This window comes from Enterobacter sp. 4974935, from assembly GCF_058661735.1.
In genome coordinates this window covers 2740383-2759000 of sequence record NZ_JBZWGT010000003.1, presented here as the reverse complement: position 1 = coordinate 2759000, position 18618 = coordinate 2740383, and the positions used below count along the sequence as shown (strand labels likewise).

General features: G+C 54.5%; 15 protein-coding genes. 9 read left to right on the top strand and 6 right to left on the bottom strand.

Going from position 1 to position 18618, the window contains the following annotated elements; genetic code table 11:
• Positions 1-29 precede the first annotated feature (29 nt).
• The 6 genes from rlmKL to rmf all read left to right on the top strand — a co-directional run bounded on the left by rlmKL (position 30) and on the right by rmf (position 7955).
• Positions 30-2138 (top strand): bifunctional 23S rRNA (guanine(2069)-N(7))-methyltransferase RlmK/23S rRNA (guanine(2445)-N(2))-methyltransferase RlmL, encoded by a 2109-nt coding sequence (rlmKL, locus tag AC4OVS_RS14600; RefSeq protein ID WP_161177754.1) that lies wholly within the window; start codon positions 30-32, stop codon positions 2136-2138.
• A 12-nt stretch (positions 2139-2150) separates the two neighbouring features.
• Positions 2151-4058 carry an ABC transporter ATP-binding protein gene (locus tag AC4OVS_RS14595; RefSeq protein WP_063147652.1) on the top strand — a complete coding sequence of 636 codons (1908 nt, stop codon included), beginning with the start codon at positions 2151-2153 and terminating at the stop codon, positions 4056-4058.
• A 13-nt stretch (positions 4059-4071) separates the two neighbouring features.
• Positions 4072-5325 carry a membrane integrity-associated transporter subunit PqiA gene (pqiA, locus tag AC4OVS_RS14590; protein WP_022647652.1) on the top strand — a complete coding sequence of 418 codons (1254 nt, stop codon included), beginning with the start codon at positions 4072-4074 and terminating at the stop codon, positions 5323-5325.
• A 4-nt stretch (positions 5326-5329) separates the two neighbouring features.
• A complete protein-coding gene (pqiB, locus tag AC4OVS_RS14585; protein ID WP_022647653.1) occupies positions 5330-6970 on the top strand; it encodes an intermembrane transport protein PqiB in 1641 nt (546 codons plus the stop codon).
• On the top strand, positions 6967-7533 hold the full coding sequence (gene pqiC / locus AC4OVS_RS14580; protein WP_022647654.1) for a membrane integrity-associated transporter subunit PqiC: 567 nt from the start codon (positions 6967-6969) through the stop codon (positions 7531-7533). The genes pqiB and pqiC overlap by 4 nt, the downstream gene beginning before the upstream one ends.
• Before the next feature lie 254 nt (positions 7534-7787).
• Positions 7788-7955 carry a ribosome modulation factor gene (gene rmf / locus AC4OVS_RS14575; protein WP_003858162.1) on the top strand — a complete coding sequence of 56 codons (168 nt, stop codon included), beginning with the start codon at positions 7788-7790 and terminating at the stop codon, positions 7953-7955.
• Between the two features lie 71 nt (positions 7956-8026).
• Here rmf and fabA read toward each other — a convergent pair whose 3' ends face one another.
• Both fabA and AC4OVS_RS14565 read right to left on the bottom strand, forming a co-directional pair.
• A complete protein-coding gene (gene fabA, locus AC4OVS_RS14570) occupies positions 8027-8545 on the bottom strand; it encodes a bifunctional 3-hydroxydecanoyl-ACP dehydratase/trans-2-decenoyl-ACP isomerase (protein ID WP_000227926.1) in 519 nt (172 codons plus the stop codon).
• 68 nt (positions 8546-8613) lie between these two features.
• Positions 8614-10374 (bottom strand): AAA family ATPase, encoded by a 1761-nt coding sequence (locus AC4OVS_RS14565; protein WP_022647656.1) that lies wholly within the window; start codon positions 10372-10374, stop codon positions 8614-8616.
• Positions 10375-10560: 186 nt separating this feature from the next.
• Between AC4OVS_RS14565 and matP the strand changes: the two genes are divergently transcribed.
• Complete coding sequence (gene matP / locus AC4OVS_RS14560) at positions 10561-11013, top strand: macrodomain Ter protein MatP (RefSeq protein ID WP_006809347.1); 453 nt, start codon at positions 10561-10563, stop codon at positions 11011-11013.
• 65 nt (positions 11014-11078) lie between these two features.
• On the opposite strand, the gene ompA is transcribed toward matP, so the two are convergent.
• Together ompA and sulA are read right to left on the bottom strand one after the other, a co-directional pair.
• Positions 11079-12131, bottom strand: a complete 1053-nt coding sequence (gene ompA / locus AC4OVS_RS14555) for a porin OmpA (RefSeq protein ID WP_017694761.1) — start codon at positions 12129-12131, stop codon at positions 11079-11081.
• A gap of 356 nt (positions 12132-12487) precedes the next feature.
• On the bottom strand, positions 12488-12997 hold the full coding sequence (gene sulA, locus AC4OVS_RS14550; protein WP_032610196.1) for an SOS-induced cell division inhibitor SulA: 510 nt from the start codon (positions 12995-12997) through the stop codon (positions 12488-12490).
• Between the two features lie 217 nt (positions 12998-13214).
• Between sulA and AC4OVS_RS14545 the strand changes: the two genes are divergently transcribed.
• A complete protein-coding gene (locus AC4OVS_RS14545; RefSeq protein ID WP_023299743.1) occupies positions 13215-13841 on the top strand; it encodes a TfoX/Sxy family DNA transformation protein in 627 nt (208 codons plus the stop codon).
• Here the strand turns inward: AC4OVS_RS14545 and yccS are convergent.
• Together yccS and AC4OVS_RS14535 are read right to left on the bottom strand one after the other, a co-directional pair.
• Positions 13798-15960 (bottom strand): YccS family putative transporter, encoded by a 2163-nt coding sequence (gene yccS, locus AC4OVS_RS14540; RefSeq protein ID WP_023299744.1) that lies wholly within the window; start codon positions 15958-15960, stop codon positions 13798-13800. The genes AC4OVS_RS14545 and yccS overlap by 44 nt on opposite strands.
• Before the next feature lie 18 nt (positions 15961-15978).
• The gene (locus AC4OVS_RS14535; RefSeq protein WP_022647660.1) at positions 15979-16425 is read right to left on the bottom strand and encodes a YccF domain-containing protein; all 447 of its coding nucleotides are present in this window, start codon (positions 16423-16425) and stop codon (positions 15979-15981) included.
• A gap of 122 nt (positions 16426-16547) precedes the next feature.
• Here AC4OVS_RS14535 and helD point away from each other — a divergent pair, with 122 nt between their 5' ends.
• Positions 16548-18602, top strand: coding sequence for a DNA helicase IV (gene helD / locus AC4OVS_RS14530; RefSeq protein WP_491922524.1), 2055 nt, complete (start codon positions 16548-16550; stop codon positions 18600-18602).
• The last annotated feature ends 16 nt before the right edge of the window (positions 18603-18618 follow it).

Sequence of the window (18618 nt, the reverse complement as noted above, 5' to 3'; positions counted from 1 at the left end):
GACAATTTTCTATGAGTAAAAGTGACGATATGAATTCTCTGTTTGCCAGTACGGCCCGTGGGCTGGAAGAGCTGTTAAAAACTGAACTGGAAACCCTGGGCGCGAAAGAGTGCCAGGTGGTTCAGGGTGGTGTCCATTTTGAGGGCGACACGCGGCTTATTTACCAGAGCCTGATGTGGAGCCGTCTGGCGTCGCGCATCATGCTGCCGATGAAAGAGTGCAAGGTCTACAGCGATCTTGATCTCTACACCGGTGTACAGATGATCGACTGGACAGAGATCTTCACCCCGGACGCCACCTTTGCGGTGCATTTCAACGGCGTCAACGATGAGATCCGCAACAGCCAGTACGGTGCCCTGCGCGTCAAAGACGCCATTGTGGACTGCTTCACGCGTCGTAATAGAGAACGTCCGAACGTTGATCGTGAAAACCCGGATCTGCGTATCAACGTCTGGCTGAACGGCGACACTGCCAGTATTTCCCTGGATCTGAGCGGCGCAGGCCTGCATCTGCGCGGCTATCGCGATCGCACCGGCATGGCCCCAATCAAAGAGACACTGGCCGCCGCTATCGTGATGCGCTCCGGCTGGCAGCCGGGTACGCCGCTGCTCGATCCGATGTGCGGTTCCGGTACGCTGCTGATTGAAGCCGCGATGCTGGCCACCGACCGCGCGCCAGGGCTGCATCGTGGACAGTGGGGCTTCAAAGGCTGGGCGCAGCACGATGAAGCCCTCTGGAAAGAGGTCAAAGACGACGCGCAGACCCGTGCCCGTAAAGGGCTGGCGGAGTACACCTCTCACTTTTACGGTTCGGACAACGACCCACGGGTGATTGAACGCGCGCGCAGCAACGCCCGTCGTGCCGGTATCGGTGAGCTGGTGACCTTCGACGTCAAAGATGTGGCGAACCTGACCAATCCGCTGCCAAAAGGCCCGTACGGTACGGTGATCAGCAACCCGCCGTATGGTGAGCGTCTTGGCAGCGAGCCAGCGCTGATTGCGCTACATAGCCTGCTGGGCCGAAACATGAAAGCGCATTTCGGCGGCTGGAACCTCTCCCTGTTTAGCGCCTCGCCGGAGCTGCTGAGCTGCCTGCAATTACGTGCCGATCGCCAGTTCAAGGCGAAAAACGGCCCGCTGGACTGCGTGCAGAAAAACTACCATCTGGCAGAGATAGCAGCGGACAGCAAACCGTCTGGCGTGGCGGAAGATTATGCCAACCGTCTGCGCAAAAACCTGAAGAAATTTGAGAAGTGGGCGAAGCAGGAAGGTATCGAATGTTATCGCCTTTACGACGCTGACCTGCCGGAATACAACGTGGCGGTTGACCGCTATGCAGACTGGGTGGTGGTTCAGGAATACGCCCCGCCGAAAACCATTGATGCGCAAAAAGCGCGTCAGCGTATGCTGGATGTGATTGCGGCCACCATCGCCATACTCGGCATTTCGCCAAACAAGCTGGTGCTGAAAACCCGTGAGCGTCAGAAAGGCAAAAACCAGTATCAGAAGATGGGCGAGAAGGGCGACTTCATCGAAGTGGGCGAATATAATGCGCGCCTGTGGGTTAACCTGACCGATTACCTTGATACCGGTCTGTTCCTCGATCACCGCATCGCCCGCCGCATGCTGGGACAGATGAGTAAGGGCAAAGACTTCCTGAACCTGTTCTCCTATACCGGCAGCGCCAGCGTTCATGCAGGGCTTGGTGGGGCGCGTAGTACCACCACGGTCGATATGTCCCGTACTTATCTGGAGTGGGCAGAGCGCAACCTGCGTCTTAACGGCTTAACCGGTCGTCAGCATCGCCTGTTACAGGCCGACGTGCTGGGCTGGCTGCGCGATACCGACGAGCAGTTTGACCTGATCTTTATCGATCCGCCGACCTTCTCTAACTCCAAGCGTATGGAGGATAGCTTTGACGTTCAACGCGATCACCTGCGCCTGATGACCGACCTGAAGCGTCTGCTGCGTAAAGGCGGCACCATTATGTTCTCGAATAACAAGCGCGGATTCCGCATGGATCACGACGGCCTGGCCGAACTGGGACTGAAAGCACAAGAAATCAGTCAAAAAACGCTGTCTCAGGACTTTGCCCGTAACCGTCAAATCCACAACTGCTGGCTGATCTCCGCGGTCTGAAAGGAAAAATAAATGTCTTTAATTAGTATGCACGGCGCGTGGCTCTCTTTCAGCGACTCACCGCTTCTCGATAATGCAGAGCTGCATATCGAAGATAACGAGCGCGTCTGTCTGGTCGGCCGTAACGGCGCAGGTAAATCGACGCTGATGAAAATCCTCAACCGTGAGCAGGGGCTGGACGACGGCCGTATTGTTTACGAGCAGGATCTGGTCGTCTCTCGTCTGCAACAGGATCCGCCGCGTAACGTTACCGGCAGCGTGTACGATTTTGTGGCCGAAGGGATTTCAGAGCAGGCGGAATACCTCAAGCGCTACCACGAGATTTCGCATCTGGTCATGACCGACCCGAGCGACAAAAATCTCAACGAGCTGGCAAAAGTGCAGGAGATGCTCGATCACCACGGCCTGTGGCAGCTGGAAAACCGCATTAACGAAGTGCTGGCTCAGCTTGGCCTGGAAGCGGATATGGAGCTGTCGGCGCTCTCCGGCGGCTGGCTGCGTAAAGCCGCGCTGGGCCGTGCCCTGGTGAGCGGGCCCAGGGTACTGCTGCTGGACGAACCAACGAACCACCTGGATATCGAAGCGATTGACTGGCTGGAAGGGTTCCTGAAAACTTTCAATGGCACCATTATTTTCATCTCCCACGACCGTTCGTTCATCCGCAACATGGCCACGCGCATTGTCGACCTCGACCGCGGCAAGCTGGTGACCTATCCGGGCGATTACGATACCTATCTGCTGGAGAAAGAAGAGAACCTGCGCGTGGAAGAGCTGCAAAACGCCGAGTTCGACCGCAAGCTGGCGCAGGAAGAGGTATGGATCCGTCAGGGCATCAAGGCGCGTCGTACCCGTAATGAAGGCCGCGTTCGCGCCCTGAAGGCGATGCGCCGCGAACGTAGCGAACGCCGCGAAGTCTTGGGTAGCGCCAAAATGCAGGTGGAAGAGGCGTCCCGCTCGGGCAAAATTGTCTTCGAAATGGAGAACGTGAGTTATTCGGTTGACGGCAAAGTGCTGGTGAACGATTTCTCCGCACAGGTTCAGCGCGGCGACAAAATTGCGCTTATTGGTCCAAACGGCTGCGGCAAAACCACGCTGTTGAAACTGATGCTGGGCCAGTTGCAGGCCGACAGCGGTCGTATTCACTGTGGTACTAAGCTGGAAGTAGCGTACTTTGACCAGCATCGCGCAGAGCTGGATCCGGACCGTACGGTGATGGACAACCTCGCAGAGGGTAAACAGGAGGTGATGGTTAACGGCAAGCCGCGTCACGTGCTGGGCTACCTTCAGGACTTCCTGTTCCACCCAAAACGCGCCCTGACGCCTGTGCGCGCGCTGTCCGGCGGTGAGCGTAACCGTCTTTTACTGGCGCGCCTGTTCCTGAAACCCAGTAACTTACTGATTCTCGATGAACCGACGAACGATCTGGATGTCGAAACGCTGGAACTGCTGGAAGAGTTGATTGATGGCTATCAGGGAACCGTGATGCTGGTCAGCCACGATCGTCAATTTGTCGATAACACCGTGACCGAGTGCTGGATCTTCGAAGGCGAAGGACGTATCGGTCAATATGTGGGCGGCTATCATGACGCGCGTGGACAGCAATCGCAGTCGCTGGCGCAAAAACAGGCGAAGACCAAAAATGTCGCTGAACCTGTTGTTGCCAAAGCAGAAACTGTCAAAAAGTCTCCTGCTAAAATGAGCTATAACTTGCAGCGCGAGCTGGAAGGGCTGCCGCAGCGTCTGGAAGAGCTGGAAGCGGCACTGGAAGCACTGCAAATTCAGGTCGCTGATGCGTCATTCTTTACGCAGCCTCACGACTATACTCAGAAAGTATTGGCTGAACTCTCCCAGGCCGAGCAGGCGCTGGAAGAGGCATTTGAGCGCTGGGAGTACCTTGAGTCTCTGAAAAACGGCGCATAAACAGGGATAATCTATGTGTGACCAGCACCATGCCGATCGGCATATTTTATGCTCGCAATGCGATATGCTCGTGGCGTTGCCAGAGCTTGGTCACGGACATAAGGCTGCCTGCCCGCGCTGCGGAGCTACGCTGACGACCGAGTGGGACGCGCCAAGGCAGCGTCCTACGGCTTACGCGCTGGCAGCCCTGTTCATGTTACTGCTCTCCAATCTCTTCCCTTTCATCTCTATGAAAGTGGGTGGGATGGTAAGCCAGGTGGAGTTACTGGAAATTCCAGGCGTGATGTTCTCGGAAGATTACGCCAGCCTTGGCACCTTCTTTCTTCTGTTCGTGCAGATAGTCCCGGCGTTTTGCCTGGTCGTCATTCTGCTACTGGTCAATCGCGTCAGGATGCCCACCGCCCTTAAAATCAAACTCGCGCGGATCCTGTTCCAGCTGAAAAGCTGGGGGATGGCGGAAATTTTTCTGGCGGGTATCCTGGTCAGCTTCGTGAAGCTGATGGCCTACGGCGATGTGGGGATTGGCAGTAGCTTTATTCCGTGGTGTCTGTATTGCGTGCTGCAACTGCGCGCTTTCCAGTGCGTGGACCGACGCTGGACCTGGGACGATATTGCCCCGGCACCGACGCTCTCGCAGACGGTAAAGGTGGGCGTACCGGGTATCCGTCAGGGGCTGCGCTCCTGCTCCTGCTGCACCGCCGTGCTGCCCGCGGATGTCGAGGTGTGTCCCCGCTGTGAAACAAAAGGTCACGTCCGACGCAAAAATAGCCTGCAATGGACCATGGCGCTGCTGGTGACCTCTGTCATGCTTTATCTGCCCGCCAATATTTTGCCGATCATGATCACCGATCTGCTCGGCGACAGAATGCCCTCGACCATCCTTGCCGGGGTGATTTTGCTGTGGAGCGAAGGGTCATACCCTGTTGCAGGCGTCATATTTCTCGCCAGCATTATGGTTCCGACCTTAAAGATGATTGCCATTGCCTGGCTTTGCTGGGATGCAAAAGGGCACGGTAAGCGTGACAGTGAGCGCATGCATCTGATTTATGAGGTCGTGGAATTTGTTGGCCGCTGGTCGATGATTGACGTGTTCGTGATTGCGGTTCTCTCAGCGCTGGTGCGTATGGGTGGGCTGATGAGTATTTATCCCGCTATGGGAGCGCTGATGTTTGCTTTGGTCGTCATTATGACCATGTTTGCGGCCATGACCTTCGACCCTCGTTTATCGTGGGATCGTGAGCCCGATTCAAGCCATGAGGAAGAGTAAGAGCATGGAAAATAAGAGTGGAGAGGCTAAAGTGCAGAAGGTCAGAAACTGGTCGCCGGTGTGGATTTTCCCCATCGTGACCGCGCTGATCGGTGCATGGATCCTGTTTTATCATTACAGCCATCAGGGACCGGAAGTCACGCTAATTACCACCAATGCAGAGGGAATTGAGGGCGGAAAAACCACCATCAAGAGCCGCAGCGTGGATGTGGGTGTCGTGGAAAGTGCGACCCTGACGGATGATTTAACCCATGTTGAAATTAAGGCCCGCCTGAATGCTGGCATGGAAAAACTGCTCCATGAAGATTCCGTTTTTTGGGTGGTGAAACCGCAGGTCGGAAGAGAAGGGATCAGCGGCTTAGGGACGCTATTGTCAGGGGCTTACATTGAACTCCAGCCCGGCAATAAAGGCGCCCAGCCAGCAAACTATCAGTTGCTGGATTCACCGCCGCTTGCGCCACCGGATGCAAAAGGGATCCGCGTCATTCTGGACAGCAAAAAAGCGGGCCAGCTCTCGCCGGGCGATCCGGTGCTGTTCCGTGGGTATCGTGTCGGTTCGGTTGAAACGAGCACCTTCGATCCGCAAAAACGGACCATCAGCTATCAGCTATTTATCAATGCGCCTAATGACCGACTGGTGACCAGTAACGTTCGTTTCTGGAAAGACAGTGGGATCGCTGTGGATCTCACCTCTGCGGGGATGCGCGTTGAGATGGGTTCACTAACCACGCTGTTTGGTGGGGGCGTCAGTTTTGACGTGCCGGAAGGTATAGATCTGGGACAACCGGTGGCGGAAAAAACCGCCTTCAGACTGTTTGACGATCAAAAAAGCATTCAGGATGCGCTCTATACCGATCACATCGATTATCTGATGTTCTTTAAGGACTCTGTACGCGGCTTGCAGCCAGGAGCGCCAGTTGAGTTCCGCGGTATCCGTCTGGGTACAGTGGGGCAAGTGCCTTACTTTGTTCCGGGACTCAAGCAAATGCTTGATGATGATTATCGTATTCCGGTGCTGATACGCATTGAGCCTGAGCGTTTAATTAACCAGATAGGTGAAGATCAGGATATTGGGGAGCATATCAGCGACCTGATGAATCGCGGTCTGCGTGGCTCGCTGAAAACCGGCAACCTGGTGACAGGGGCGTTGTATGTCGATATGGACTTCTATCCAAAAGCGCCACCTATGACGGGAGTCCGTGAATTTGGCGGCTACAAAATCATTCCTACGGTCAGCAGTGGCCTGGCGCAGATCCAACAGCGTCTGATGGAAACGCTGGATAAGATCAACAATCTGCCGCTGAATCCAATGCTTGAGGCTGCGACGGGATCACTGCATCAGAGCCAGGCGACGATGCAACGTCTGCAAACCACCCTGGATAATATCAACAAGATCACGGCCAACCAGTCCATGCAGCAGCTGCCGCAGGATATGCAGAAAACGTTGCGTGAACTGAATCGCAGTATGCAGGGCTTCCAGCCGGGCTCAGCGGCCTACAACAAGATGGTGGCGGATATGCAACGTCTTGATCAGGTTTTACGCGAGCTACAGCCCGTTCTGAAAACGCTCAATGAAAAGAGCAACGCGCTGGTGTTTGAAGCGAAAGATAAAAAGGATCCTGAGCCTAAGAGGGCGAAACAATGAAAAAATGGCTAATCATCGCAGGCGCACTGGTATTAACGGCCTGTAGCTCTGGAAGCGATAACAAAAGCTACTACCAGCTGCCGTTAAGCGCGCAGTCGGGGGCGCAGAGCAGTGCCTCGCAGGGCAGCCGTCTGCTGTGGGTTGAGCAGGTTGCCGTGCCAGATTACCTGGCGGGCAACGGGGTGGTCTACCAGACCAGCGATGTGCAGTATGTAATCGCCAACAATAACCTGTGGGCCAGCCCGCTGGATCAGCAGCTACGCAATACGCTGGTGGCGAATCTGAGCAGCCAGCTCCCCGGTTGGGTCGTTGCCTCGCAGCCTCTGGGAAGCGATCAGGACACTCTGAATGTTAACGTGACGGGATTCCATGGCCGCTATGATGGTGCCGTTGTTATCAGCGGGGAGTGGCTGCTGAATCACCAGGGTCAGCTGATTAAGCGTCCTTTCCATCTTGAACTCAAGCAGCAGAAAGATGGCTATGACGAAATGGTGAAAGTACTTGCGCAGGGATGGGCACAGGAGTCGGCTACTATAGCAAGAGAGATTTCCCGCCTGCCATAAGTAAAATTCATCGACGAAAGCCGCACTCAGCTTCTTGCTGATTGCGGCTTTTTTTTCGTTTTACGTTCAGGTTGTTACTTGTCCCGCATCACACTTTTTGTACAAACGATCTTCCATGTAGCTCACAAATATGACACCCGTATGAATTTTGAACGTTGACGCTGACGCAGATTCGGGGTATTCGTTAACTGTGCTTGCACATATTGCAACCACTGTTTTCTTTCCACCAGACAAAAGAATGAGGGAAACGAGGCATGAAGAGACAGAAACGAGATCGCCTGGAAAGGGCTCATCAACGTGGTTATCAGGCTGGCATCGCCGGACGTTCTAAAGAAATGTGTCCCTATCAGGCCCTGAATCAAAGGTCCCAATGGCTAGGGGGCTGGCGAGAAGCCATCGGAGACAGGGCAGTACTTGCTTGATACCGTCTCTTTAAAAAGAAACCTCCGCAATGCGGAGGTTTCGCCTTTCTGGAAGGGGCTAAAAGCTGTTATCAGAAAGCGGAGGTATCCTGGAACAGACCCACTTTCAGGTCGTTCGCGGTATAGATCAGACGACCATCAACCAACACTTCACCGTCCGCCAGGCCCATAATCAGACGGCGGTTAACGATGCGTTTGAAATGGATACGGTAGGTGACTTTCTTCGCGGTAGGCAGAACCTGACCGGTGAATTTCACTTCGCCTACGCCCAGCGCACGGCCTTTGCCTTCACCGCCAAGCCAGCCCAGATAGAAGCCAACGAGCTGCCACATGGCATCGAGGCCCAGGCAGCCAGGCATTACCGGATCGCCAATAAAGTGGCAACCGAAGAACCACAGGTCCGGGTTGATATCGAGTTCTGCTTCTACGTAACCCTTATCAAAGTTGCCGCCGGTTTCGGTCATTTTCACGACACGGTCCATCATCAGCATATTTGGGGCTGGTAACTGCGGGCCTTTCGCGCCAAACAGTTCACCGCGACCAGAGGCAAGAAGGTCTTCTTTAGTATAGGATTCGCGTTTATCTACCATGTTCTCAGTAAGCCTTATTTTAGTGAAGGACGCAGGATAGCTAACACGTGTACGCTGAACAAGTCCGATCAGTTCGCACTAAACCAACTTAACCAGCGTAACGGCCACGGATAACGATGACGAGCATCCTGCTGTGTCGCCTGAGCTATACGTTCCTGAATGGTCTGCATCAGGGTTGTCTGGCCTTCGCCGTCCCAGACCAGGTTTGTCAGTAAGGGTAGTGCATCCTCAACCCCTTCGATGGCCCAGACAGTGAATTGTTCCTGCTCTACCGCATCCAGAATCGCCTGGCTCAGGCTCAAATGGCGAGCGTTAGGTGCCGGAATTATCACGCCCTGTTTGCCGTTTAAACCGCGCTGCTGGCAGATTGCGAAGAAGCCTTCGATTTTCTCATTCAGTCCGCCCACCGGTTGGGCACGGCCAAACTGATCCACGGACCCGGTAATCGCAATATTCTGGTTAATCGGCACGTCTGCAAGCGCGCTGATCACGGCGCACAGCTCTGCCATTGAGGCGCTGTCACCGTCGACTTCACTGTAGGACTGCTCAAAGGTCAACGAGGCAGAGAAGGGGATCTGCTGCTCGAGCTGAAGTTCAGACATCAGGAATGCCTGCATGATCATCATGCCTTTGGCATGAATGTTTCCGCCCAGTTCGGCCTTGCGTTCGATATCGGTAAATTCGCCGTCACCAATGTGTACGACACAGCTGATACGGGAAGGCTCACCAAAGGCGCGTGGGTGCCCGGGGAACTCGATGACGGACAAGGCATTGATTTGCCCGATACGTTCGCCTTCGGTCTCCACCAGAATCTGTTCAAGCAGAATTTCATCCTGCATACGGTCAGCCAGATAGCCTTCGCGCCATTCACGCTGGGCCAGCATCTGGCTCAGTTGCTCACCGTTGAACGTACCGTTGCCGCTGATAACGCCCACTTCACGCAGCTGTTTGCCGATCCAGAGCGGACAGAGCGGCAGGGTTTCCTGATCGCCGGTGTAGCGTACGGCCTCTCGGATTAAGCCCGGCCACGCATCCTCGGCAGGTGAGGGCAGCGCGAAACGTTCCGCCACGGCCATAACCCACTGACACCACTGCGCCATGTCATCGGCATCTGCAATCTGAATATTGTCTTCAAATTCGCTGTAAACCGCCTGCTCCGCGAGTTCTGGCTCCATTTCCTGGAAGTCAGCCAGTGATTCACGGTCACCCGTCAGCACGACGGTCAGCGACAGCGGCATAGACGGAATGGAAACAGGCAGAGGACGTGAATCGTCGAAGCCTACCCAGTCAAAACGTTGCTGCGTCACCACCGTTTTCAGGCGCATCCACAGCAGCGGCTGCGCAAGCAGTGTGCGAAGAGAGATGAGCAATACGCCGCCATTCGCGCGGTGTACCAGCCCGGGTTGCAGTGAAACATCGCCATTGAACTGACGAAGGCAGCCGAACAACTGTTCTGCTTCCACCCAGTTGGCGGTGATCACCTCGCCTTTTGCAGCGAACAATCCATCTGCCTGCGTGGCAGGTTCGAATGTCACGTCGCGACCGGCAATATGATACTGACCACCAAAAACGGCATTCGTTTTTGGCTGCAACTGGCGCATGGCATCACCGAGAAGCGTCAGATACTCGGCTTCTTCCGGGGCTTTGAGCAGCATGAAAGGAGATGTAGCCCATGGGGATGACATCTGCTCCAGCGCGTAATGCAAACGCGGTTGTGTCTCGCTAAGTATGAATTTGTGTTCTTTTGTGAGGTCTGGCTGTGCAAACAGCTCCTGATAGCTCTCGGTATCCGGAACCAGGTCACGCCATGCAAGTTTCGTAATGGTCAAAGTTGATGTTTTTTAGTCAGAAGTAAAACCGTGGAGTATACCGTAAGCGGCGCACTCTGCCCAATCAGGATTCGGGTTTTCGTCATGCGGATCGCCTGCGACGTTTCACAGGATATGATTTCTTTTCAGCAGATTGCCAAAAAACTGATATTCTGAACAGAGTTACACGGTAACACTGAGATCGCAATGAAATATCAACAACTGGAAAACCTCGAAAGCGGCTGGAAATGGAAGTACCTGGTCAAAAAGCACCGTGAAGGGGAGCTGATCACCTGCTACATCGAAGCCAGCGCGGCACAAGAAGCTGTGGATATGTTGCTGACCCTCGAAAACGAACCGGTACAGGTCAACGGCTGGATCGAGAAACACATTAATCCGGCCTTGTTAAACCGGATGAAGCAAACTATCCGAGCTCGTCGTAAACGGCATTTCAATGCCGAGCATCAGCACACCCGTAAGAAATCCATCGACCTGGAGTTCATGGTCTGGCAGCGTCTGGCCGGGCTTGCGCAACGGCGCGGGAAAACCCTGTCGGAAACGGTGGTGCAGCTGATTGAAGATGCCGAGCACAAAGAGAAGTATGCCAGCCAGATGTCGACGTTGAAAAACGATCTACAGGCACTGTTAGGTAAAAAATAAGCTTTTTACTTTTCTTCAGATAATAAAAAACCCCGCATGGCGGGGTTTTTTTATAAGACGATAACTTATGCCGCAGGCTGAGTTACAACGTCTTTGATACCTTTAACTTCGATCTCTACGCGACGATCTGGTGCCAGGCAGTCGATCAGTGCAGCGCGTGGTTTCACGTTGTCACAGGTAGAACCGGTAACTGGGTTAGATTCGCCCATACCACGTGGGGAGATCTTGTTAGCTGGGATACCTTTAGATACCAGGTAATCAACTACAGACTGAGCACGTTTCTCAGACAGACCCTGGTTGTAAGCGTCAGAACCGATACGGTCGGTGAAGCCCAGAACCACTACAGAACCGTCTTTAGGATCCAGGTTGCTCAGCTGGGTGTACAGCTGATCCAGTGCCTGCTGACCTTCTGGTTTCAGGGTAGCTTTGTTGAAGTTGAACAGAACGTCAGACTTCAGAGTGAAGTGCTTGGTCTGTACTTCTGGCGCTGGAGCCGGAGCTGGAGCTACGACTGGCGCATCTTCCTGCTGACCGAAACGGTAAGAAACACCAACGCTCAGCATGCCGTTGTCTGGACGAACACCAACGGTAGCACCGTCACCGATGTTGTTAACCCACTGGTATTCCAGACGGGTAGCGATGTCACGGGTCATTGCCCACTCAACGCCACCAGCGAATACTGGGGAAACACCAGTGTCGTGGTCGTCACCAGCGATGCTGTTGCTGGAGTCTGCACGCCATACCATGCCGCCCAGACGGGTGTACACGTCCAGATCGTCAGTTACTGGGTAACCCAGTTTAGCGGTCAGCTGTACGCCTTGAGCTTTGAAAGCGCCATTTACGTTGTCGCCTTTGTAAGGCATACGACCTAACCAGTCGTAACCCATTTCAAAGCCAACATACGGGTTAACCTGATAGCCACCGAACGCACCTGCACCCAGCTGGCTCTCGTGAGTAGGGCCATCGTTGTTCAGGCTGCTGTTGTACCAACCGGTGTCATGGAACTGAGACCAGCCCAGTTTACCACCTGCATACCAGGTATTATCTTTCGGAGCGGCCTGCGCTACGGTAGCGAAGCCAGCCAGTGCCACTGCAATCGCGATAGCTGTCTTTTTCATTTTTTGCGCCTCGTTATCATCCAAAATTTGCCATGAATATCTCCATCGGAGGAATCACGGTTAAATCCTTCACCGGGGGGCGTGGTCAAATATAAACCTACCGATATCTTCGGCTTAGGCCGAGCACCCCTGGCGATGTAAAGTCTACAACGTAGCTGAAAACTTACAAGTGTGAAGTCCGTCAGGCATATGAAAAAAAAAGTTCCGTATACCTAATATTTAACAATTTTTGAACGAATTTTGTGCAGTAAAATTAACGAGAACCGCGTCAGACAAGCCTTGCCGCAGTTTTGGCGCGTTGAACTTTTTTTGCATACTGCGGTCGAAAAAAATTCCAGGAAAACTCTTAAAATGACTCAATGGTACACATTTGAGTGAATTTTTAGCCCGGGATGTTGTCCTCTGCGATAGGAATCTCCACGAACTGGCCGCATGATGAAACCCATCGCGTTACCTTCTTCAGCCGCTTCAGTCAGACGCAAATGTTCCTCTTGCGACAGATCCTCAGGCAACCACCCAATCACGACGCTATAGTTCCCGGTACGTAATGCCCGGACCATCGACTCGACCGTATCGCAAGGGGAGAGTTGATTAATCTGCATCACCTTCGCTAACGGCAGCCCAGCCGACTGAACCCATTCGCGACTTAATTTTTGCTGTGGCGTCAGCCAGAGCTGCCAGCGAGACTGTTGCCCGAGCTGCTGCAAAAGCGGCAGGAGTAAGAGTTGTGTCAACAGCGGCTGGTCTTCACGGTAAACCACTTCACTGATAAGCCCTGTCGATTCACGCCCGATAGAATTCTGCGCAGCATTGCCTGCGGCAGAAGTAGAAGGTGTTAAGTGATTTGCATAGCCTGAAGTGTACATATTCATTCCAGCCCTGTAGTTACTGTATGGATATACAGTAACCCCTGTATGCATAAAGATCAACCTCATTTTCGGAAAGCGACTCGCAAATTTCATCCATTCCTGGTGAACCTGAAAAAATCATCTTGCCCAACGGCAATAAGTTGCCTATTTTCCTGCTAACGGATCCGTTAGTAAGAAATATCGTGGTTACTGTATGATTTTTAATGGAATTATCATGAAAAAGATATCTTATGATCGGATTTATCAATCTCAAGAATACCTCTCTCCGCTGGGCGAAATTCATCATCGCGCCCTGTTTGGCGGTTATACCCTTGCCGTGGATGAAGCGGTGTTCGCGATGGTGTCTGACGGTGAGCTTTACCTTCGCGCCTGTGAGCAAAGTGCAAAATACTGTGTAAAAAACGCCTCCTCTTTTCTGACCCTGATGAAACGAGGACGTCCTGTGCTGCTTAATTACTACCGTGTGGATGAAGGTCTGTGGCAAAACAGGGAAAAACTGCTTCAGCTCTCCTCGTTTGCGCTCGATGCCGCCAGGAAAGAGCGCTACCAGCGCCATCAGCGTAACCGGCTTAAAGATCTGCCGAACCTGACCTTTCAGATTGAGGTCCTGCTTATGGAGGCGGGCATTACTAATGAAGAGACGCTACGACAGTTGGGGGCGAAGACGAGCTGGCTGAAAATGCGCTCTAAGAATAAAGCGCTGAGTATCCGGGTATTGTTCGCGCTTGAAGGCGCGATTGAAGGGTTACATGAAGCGGCACTCCCGGCGGATATTCGCCGGGAGCTTACGGAGTGGTTTAATGCGCTGCCTGAGTCGCAGGGCCATCATTCCGCCAGGTAGCGATCTGCTGTCGCAGCCGACAAATTTCCGGCAGCAAAGCGATAAGCAGGCCAATTTGCTGAAGGACCAGCGGAGCTTTGTTGTCGGTGCCTGGATCAAGGTGTGCGATACGTTGCACCAGTTCATCCAGTGCCTGGTGAACCCGTGGCTCATCCGCAGGTTGATGATGAAGCGCATCATCAACGTAGCAAACGGCATCGTCCAGCAGTGCCAGGATGCCCGGATTCGTCAGTTTCTCTCGGTGGGCGCCAAGGGTAGAGATATAGCTGGTGAACGTGTGGTTCAGACACAGCAGGCGGAAGGCTGTCTCCCTGATTTCTGCCGTGGCGCGCGGCTCAGTTGACATATTCGAGACAACGGAAGCCAGCTCTGCGTCAGTGTTATGCGCATCGCGACGGGCAATCCGATAGGCCAGACGGTTATCGCGACCCTGATGGTATTGCTCAAGTATGGCGTCCAGATAGCGGCAGTTGGCGTTCATTGCTCTGTCGGACACGCGCGGTAAATTTCGGAAACGCCAGTCCGGCCAGATAAAGCTCACCGCCGCCCAGGCGATGGCGCAGCCGATAAGCGTGTCGATCACACGGGGGAGGGCCACTTCAAAGCCTTCACCCAGCAGATTGAAGCAGAGCAGAACCAGCAGCGTGATGAACATCGTGGCGTGGGCATACTGCACATTGCGGAAGGCGAAGAACAGTACCCCGGTAATCACAATCAGGATCAGTTGCCCTTCTACTGAAGGCACAAAATAGAGCACCGGCAGCCCGATGGCGACCCCGACTAACGTCCCGACAATACGCAGCGCGAGCCGATGGCGGGTAGCGTTATAGTTCGGCTGGCAGACGAACAGGCTGGTCAGCAGGATCCAGTAGCCGTGGTGCAATCCTGTTATCTGGATAAACGCGTAGCCAACGCACAGTACCAACGACATCCTTACCGCATGGCGAAAGAGGGCGGATTCCGGCGTAAAATGACGGCTCAGGCGCAGCCATATATCGCTGAAACCGTTGAGACTGTCGTCGGCAAGCTGGTTGTCAGCGTCATTGCCCGGCATCGCCATCGCCTGTTCAGACTCAATGGTGGCGAGCTGAGCATCGATGGCTCTCAGGTTGTTGAGCAGGAATCCCAGGGCTTTGAACTGTTCCGGCGAAGTTCCACTGGCCTGAACGCGATCGAGCGCCGCATCCAGGTGGCTGAATGCGCGTTCAAAGCGAGGATCGTGCTGATAGGGCGTGCGCAGCAGTATTGAGCGCGCAAGTTGCTGGCAGGCCTGAGACTGCATCGACAGCAGACGCTGGAAACGGAACATCACGTCGCTGTAGCGGAATTTCTCGCGCAGATCAGCGTACTGTACATGCGAGGAGCTGGCGCGCTCGTGAATATCCTGGGCAACAAAGTAGTAGTGCAGGGTGCGCCGGGTACCGCGCTGACCGCGATCGCCGCGCAGACGGGTGAGCAGGGACGCTTTGGTCTGATTCAGCGTGGCGACCAGTTGGCCATTTGCCAGCGCCAGATCGTACAGGGGCGCCTGGCTGTCCTCTTCGATATCCGGATCAAACAGCCGGGATTTCAGCTCCAGATAGTGGGCCAGCTGTTCGTAACTGCGGGCAATGTTGTCCTGTAAGGCACGAACCGGAAAAATAAGATGCCCGGTTAAGGTCAGCAGGTTATACCAGATAGCGCCCAATAGCAGCAGGACCGGTTGCTGATACCACTGATCGTAAAGAGAGACGCCCAGCATGGTGTAAATGGCAATCAGCAGGGCGCCAAACGCGATAGTGGCGTAGCGTTGCCCGAGGCCGCCGAGCAAAATGAAGCCGCTGGTGGACACCGTCAGCCCTAAGGCAAACAGCCAGGGCCACGGGAAAAGCAGCTCAACGGAGGCGGAAGCAATAAAGAAGCAGACCAGCGTGATGACCAGATTACGCAAACGACCGGCCAGGCGGTCGTCGAGATCCGCCAGCGCGCCGGCCACCACCCCAAGCGTGAGGGGGATGGTGAGCTTCACATCATTCAGCCACCACGGCAGAGCGACGGTGCCGCAGAGGGCGATAAATATCCTGACGTTATACAGCCAGTTACTGTTCCATGTATAGCGACGAAGCAGGGGGCTTAGCATGAGAGCGGCCAGTCCTTATTACTGAAAACGACGACGGGCATTGGCTTCACGCGCGGCTTGCGCGACTTCGACCGGAACAACTCGGCGTCCTACCGGCCACAGGGCGATGGTGGCAATTTTGAAATTAGCGAGGCCAACCGGAATGCCAATAATCGTAATGCACTGGGCGATACCGGCGAAGATATGCATCAGACACAGCCACCAGCCAAAGAAGATTAGCCATAAAATATTCAGCAGCGTGCCGCCGGTATTCATCAGAGCATTTTTTCTTTCCGGCTCCAGTTCATCCACGTGCACGGCTTCATTTCCATAAGGAACGAGGGACAGTTTGGTGATTTCCCAGCAGGAGCGCGTCAGCGGAAGGGTGAAGATAAGCACGATGCTCACCAGGGTGGCAAAAAGCCAGGAAAGGGTGGTGGCAAAACCGCCAAGGACAAAATTCAACACATTCAGAACGGTACGCATAAACCCTCATTTCCTTCGATATGATTAACGCCCGGTGATTGTAACGTTTTTTTGGGCTGGAGCACCTTAAAACTGGCAGTTAAACTGTCTGACAAATTATGACCTCGTGGATCCGGCAGGATATGGAACTGAAAGCAACTTCAATGGGCAAACGCCTGGCGCAGCACCCTTACGACAAGGTTGTGCTTCTTAATGCGGGAGTGAAAGTCTCCGGTGAACGCCACGAATACCTTATTCCGTTTAATCAGCTACTGGCCATTCACTGTAAACGAGGGCTGGTATGGGGGGAGCTGGAGTTCGTTCTGCCGGCAGAGAAAGTGGTGCGACTCCACGGGACCGAGTGGGCGGAAACCCAACGCTTCCACCATCATCTGAACATGCGCTGGCACCAGTGGAGCCAGGAGATGAGCGTGATTGCCGCACAGGTGCTGCATCAGGTGCTGGACGATATCGCGCGAAGCAATACGCAGCAGAAGTGGCTGACGCGCCAGCAAACCGCCGGGCTTCAGCAAAAAATCACCCAGGCGCTGACGGCATTGCCTTTACCGGTGGCGCGGCTTGAGGAATTTGATAACTGTCGCGATGCGTGGCGGAAGTGTCAGGCCTGGCTTAGCGATATCGAGAAAAGCCGTCTGGCGCATAACCAGGCCTGGACTGAGGCGATGCTTACGCAATATGCCGATTTCTTCAGTACGGTGGAATCATCGCCTCTCAATCCTGCCCAGGCGCGCGCAGTGGTGAATGGCGAGCACTCTTTACTGGTGCTGGCAGGCGCAGGGAGCGGCAAAACGTCGGTGCTGGTGGCGCGCGCGGGCTGGCTTCTGACAACGGGCGAGGCAGTTGCCGACCAGATTTTGCTGCTGGCTTTTGGTCGCAAGGCGGCGCAGGAGATGGATGAGCGCATTCAGGCGCGTTTGCATACCCAGGATATCTCGGCGCGCACGTTCCACTCCCTCGCTTTACACATCATTCAACAGGGCAGCAAAAAAGTCCCTGTTGTCAGCAAGCTGGAGAATGATGCTCAGGCTCGCCAGGCGCTGTTTATCAAGGCATGGCGTCAGCAGTGCAGTGAAAAAAAGGCGCAGGCGAAAGGTTGGCGTCAGTGGCTTGAAGAGGAACTCAACTGGGAGGTGCCGGAGGGCAGCTTCTGGCAGGATGAAAAGCTGGCGCGCCGGCTGGGCTCTCGTCTCGACCGGTGGGTAAGCCTGATGCGCATGCACGGCGGCTCTCAGGCGGAGATGATAGAAAGCGCACCGGAAGCGATCCGCGCCGTGTTTTCTAAGCGGGTTAAACTGATGGCGCCGATGCTGAAAGCGTGGAAAACCGCGCTGAAAGACGAAAACGCGGTCGATTTTTCCGGGCTAATCCATCAGGCCATTATCATTCTGGAGAAAGGGCGCTTCGTCAGTCCGTGGAAACACATTCTGGTGGATGAGTTTCAGGATATTTCGCCGCAGCGCGCTGCGCTGCTTTCGGCGCTGCGGGCGCAGAATAAACATACGTCGCTGTTTGCCGTGGGCGATGACTGGCAGGCTATCTACCGCTTCAGCGGGGCGCAACTTTCCCTCACGACGGCCTTCCATCACTATTTTGGGGAAGGCGATCGCAGCGATCTGGACACCACCTACCGCTTCAACTCGCGGATTGGTGAAATTGCCAACCGTTTTATTCAGCAGAACCCGCATCAGCTGTCGAAGCCGCTTAACAGCCTGACGTCGGGGGATAAAAAGGCCGTCACGCTGCTGGCGGACGATCAGCTGGAACCGCTGCTGGATAAACTGAGCGGCTATGCGAAACCGGATGAACGGATTCTGGTCCTGGCGCGTTATCACCACCTCAAGCCGACGGCGCTGGAAAAAGCGGCAACGCGCTGGCCAAAACTACAGCTCGATTTTATGACCATTCACGCCAGTAAAGGGCAGCAGGCCGACTACGTAATTGTGGTGGGGCTGAAAGAGGGGAGCGACGGTTTCCCGGCACCGGCGCGGGAATCCGTGATGGAAGAGGCGTTATTGCCTGTTCCGGAAGATTTCCCGGATGCAGAGGAGCGGCGCTTACTGTACGTGGCGATAACCCGCGCGCGCCATCGCGTGTGGCTCTTGTTCAACAAAGAGGAGCCGTCGGTGTTTGTCGATATTTTGAAAAGTATTGACGTGCCGGTGGCGAGAAAGCCGTAACGCGCCGGGCAAATTC

Bases quoted from the DNA above. Each gene is read 5' to 3' on its own strand.
- rlmKL (WP_161177754.1), top strand. From the start codon at position 30: ATGAATTCTCTGTTTGCCAGTACGGCCCGTGGGCTGGAAGAGCTGTTA.
- AC4OVS_RS14595 (WP_063147652.1), top strand. From the start codon at position 2,151: ATGTCTTTAATTAGTATGCACGGCGCGTGGCTCTCTTTCAGCGACTCA.
- pqiA (WP_022647652.1), top strand. From the start codon at position 4,072: ATGTGTGACCAGCACCATGCCGATCGGCATATTTTATGCTCGCAATGC.
- pqiB (WP_022647653.1), top strand. From the start codon at position 5,330: ATGGAAAATAAGAGTGGAGAGGCTAAAGTGCAGAAGGTCAGAAACTGG.
- pqiC (WP_022647654.1), top strand. From the start codon at position 6,967: ATGAAAAAATGGCTAATCATCGCAGGCGCACTGGTATTAACGGCCTGT.
- rmf (WP_003858162.1), top strand. From the start codon at position 7,788: ATGAAGAGACAGAAACGAGATCGCCTGGAAAGGGCTCATCAACGTGGT.
- fabA (WP_000227926.1), bottom strand. From the start codon at position 8,545: ATGGTAGATAAACGCGAATCCTATACTAAAGAAGACCTTCTTGCCTCT.
- matP (WP_006809347.1), top strand. From the start codon at position 10,561: ATGAAATATCAACAACTGGAAAACCTCGAAAGCGGCTGGAAATGGAAG.
- ompA (WP_017694761.1), bottom strand. From the start codon at position 12,131: ATGAAAAAGACAGCTATCGCGATTGCAGTGGCACTGGCTGGCTTCGCT.
- sulA (WP_032610196.1), bottom strand. From the start codon at position 12,997: ATGTACACTTCAGGCTATGCAAATCACTTAACACCTTCTACTTCTGCC.
- AC4OVS_RS14545 (WP_023299743.1), top strand. From the start codon at position 13,215: ATGAAAAAGATATCTTATGATCGGATTTATCAATCTCAAGAATACCTC.
- yccS (WP_023299744.1), bottom strand. From the start codon at position 15,960: ATGCTAAGCCCCCTGCTTCGTCGCTATACATGGAACAGTAACTGGCTG.
- AC4OVS_RS14535 (WP_022647660.1), bottom strand. From the start codon at position 16,425: ATGCGTACCGTTCTGAATGTGTTGAATTTTGTCCTTGGCGGTTTTGCC.
- helD (WP_491922524.1), top strand. From the start codon at position 16,548: ATGGAACTGAAAGCAACTTCAATGGGCAAACGCCTGGCGCAGCACCCT.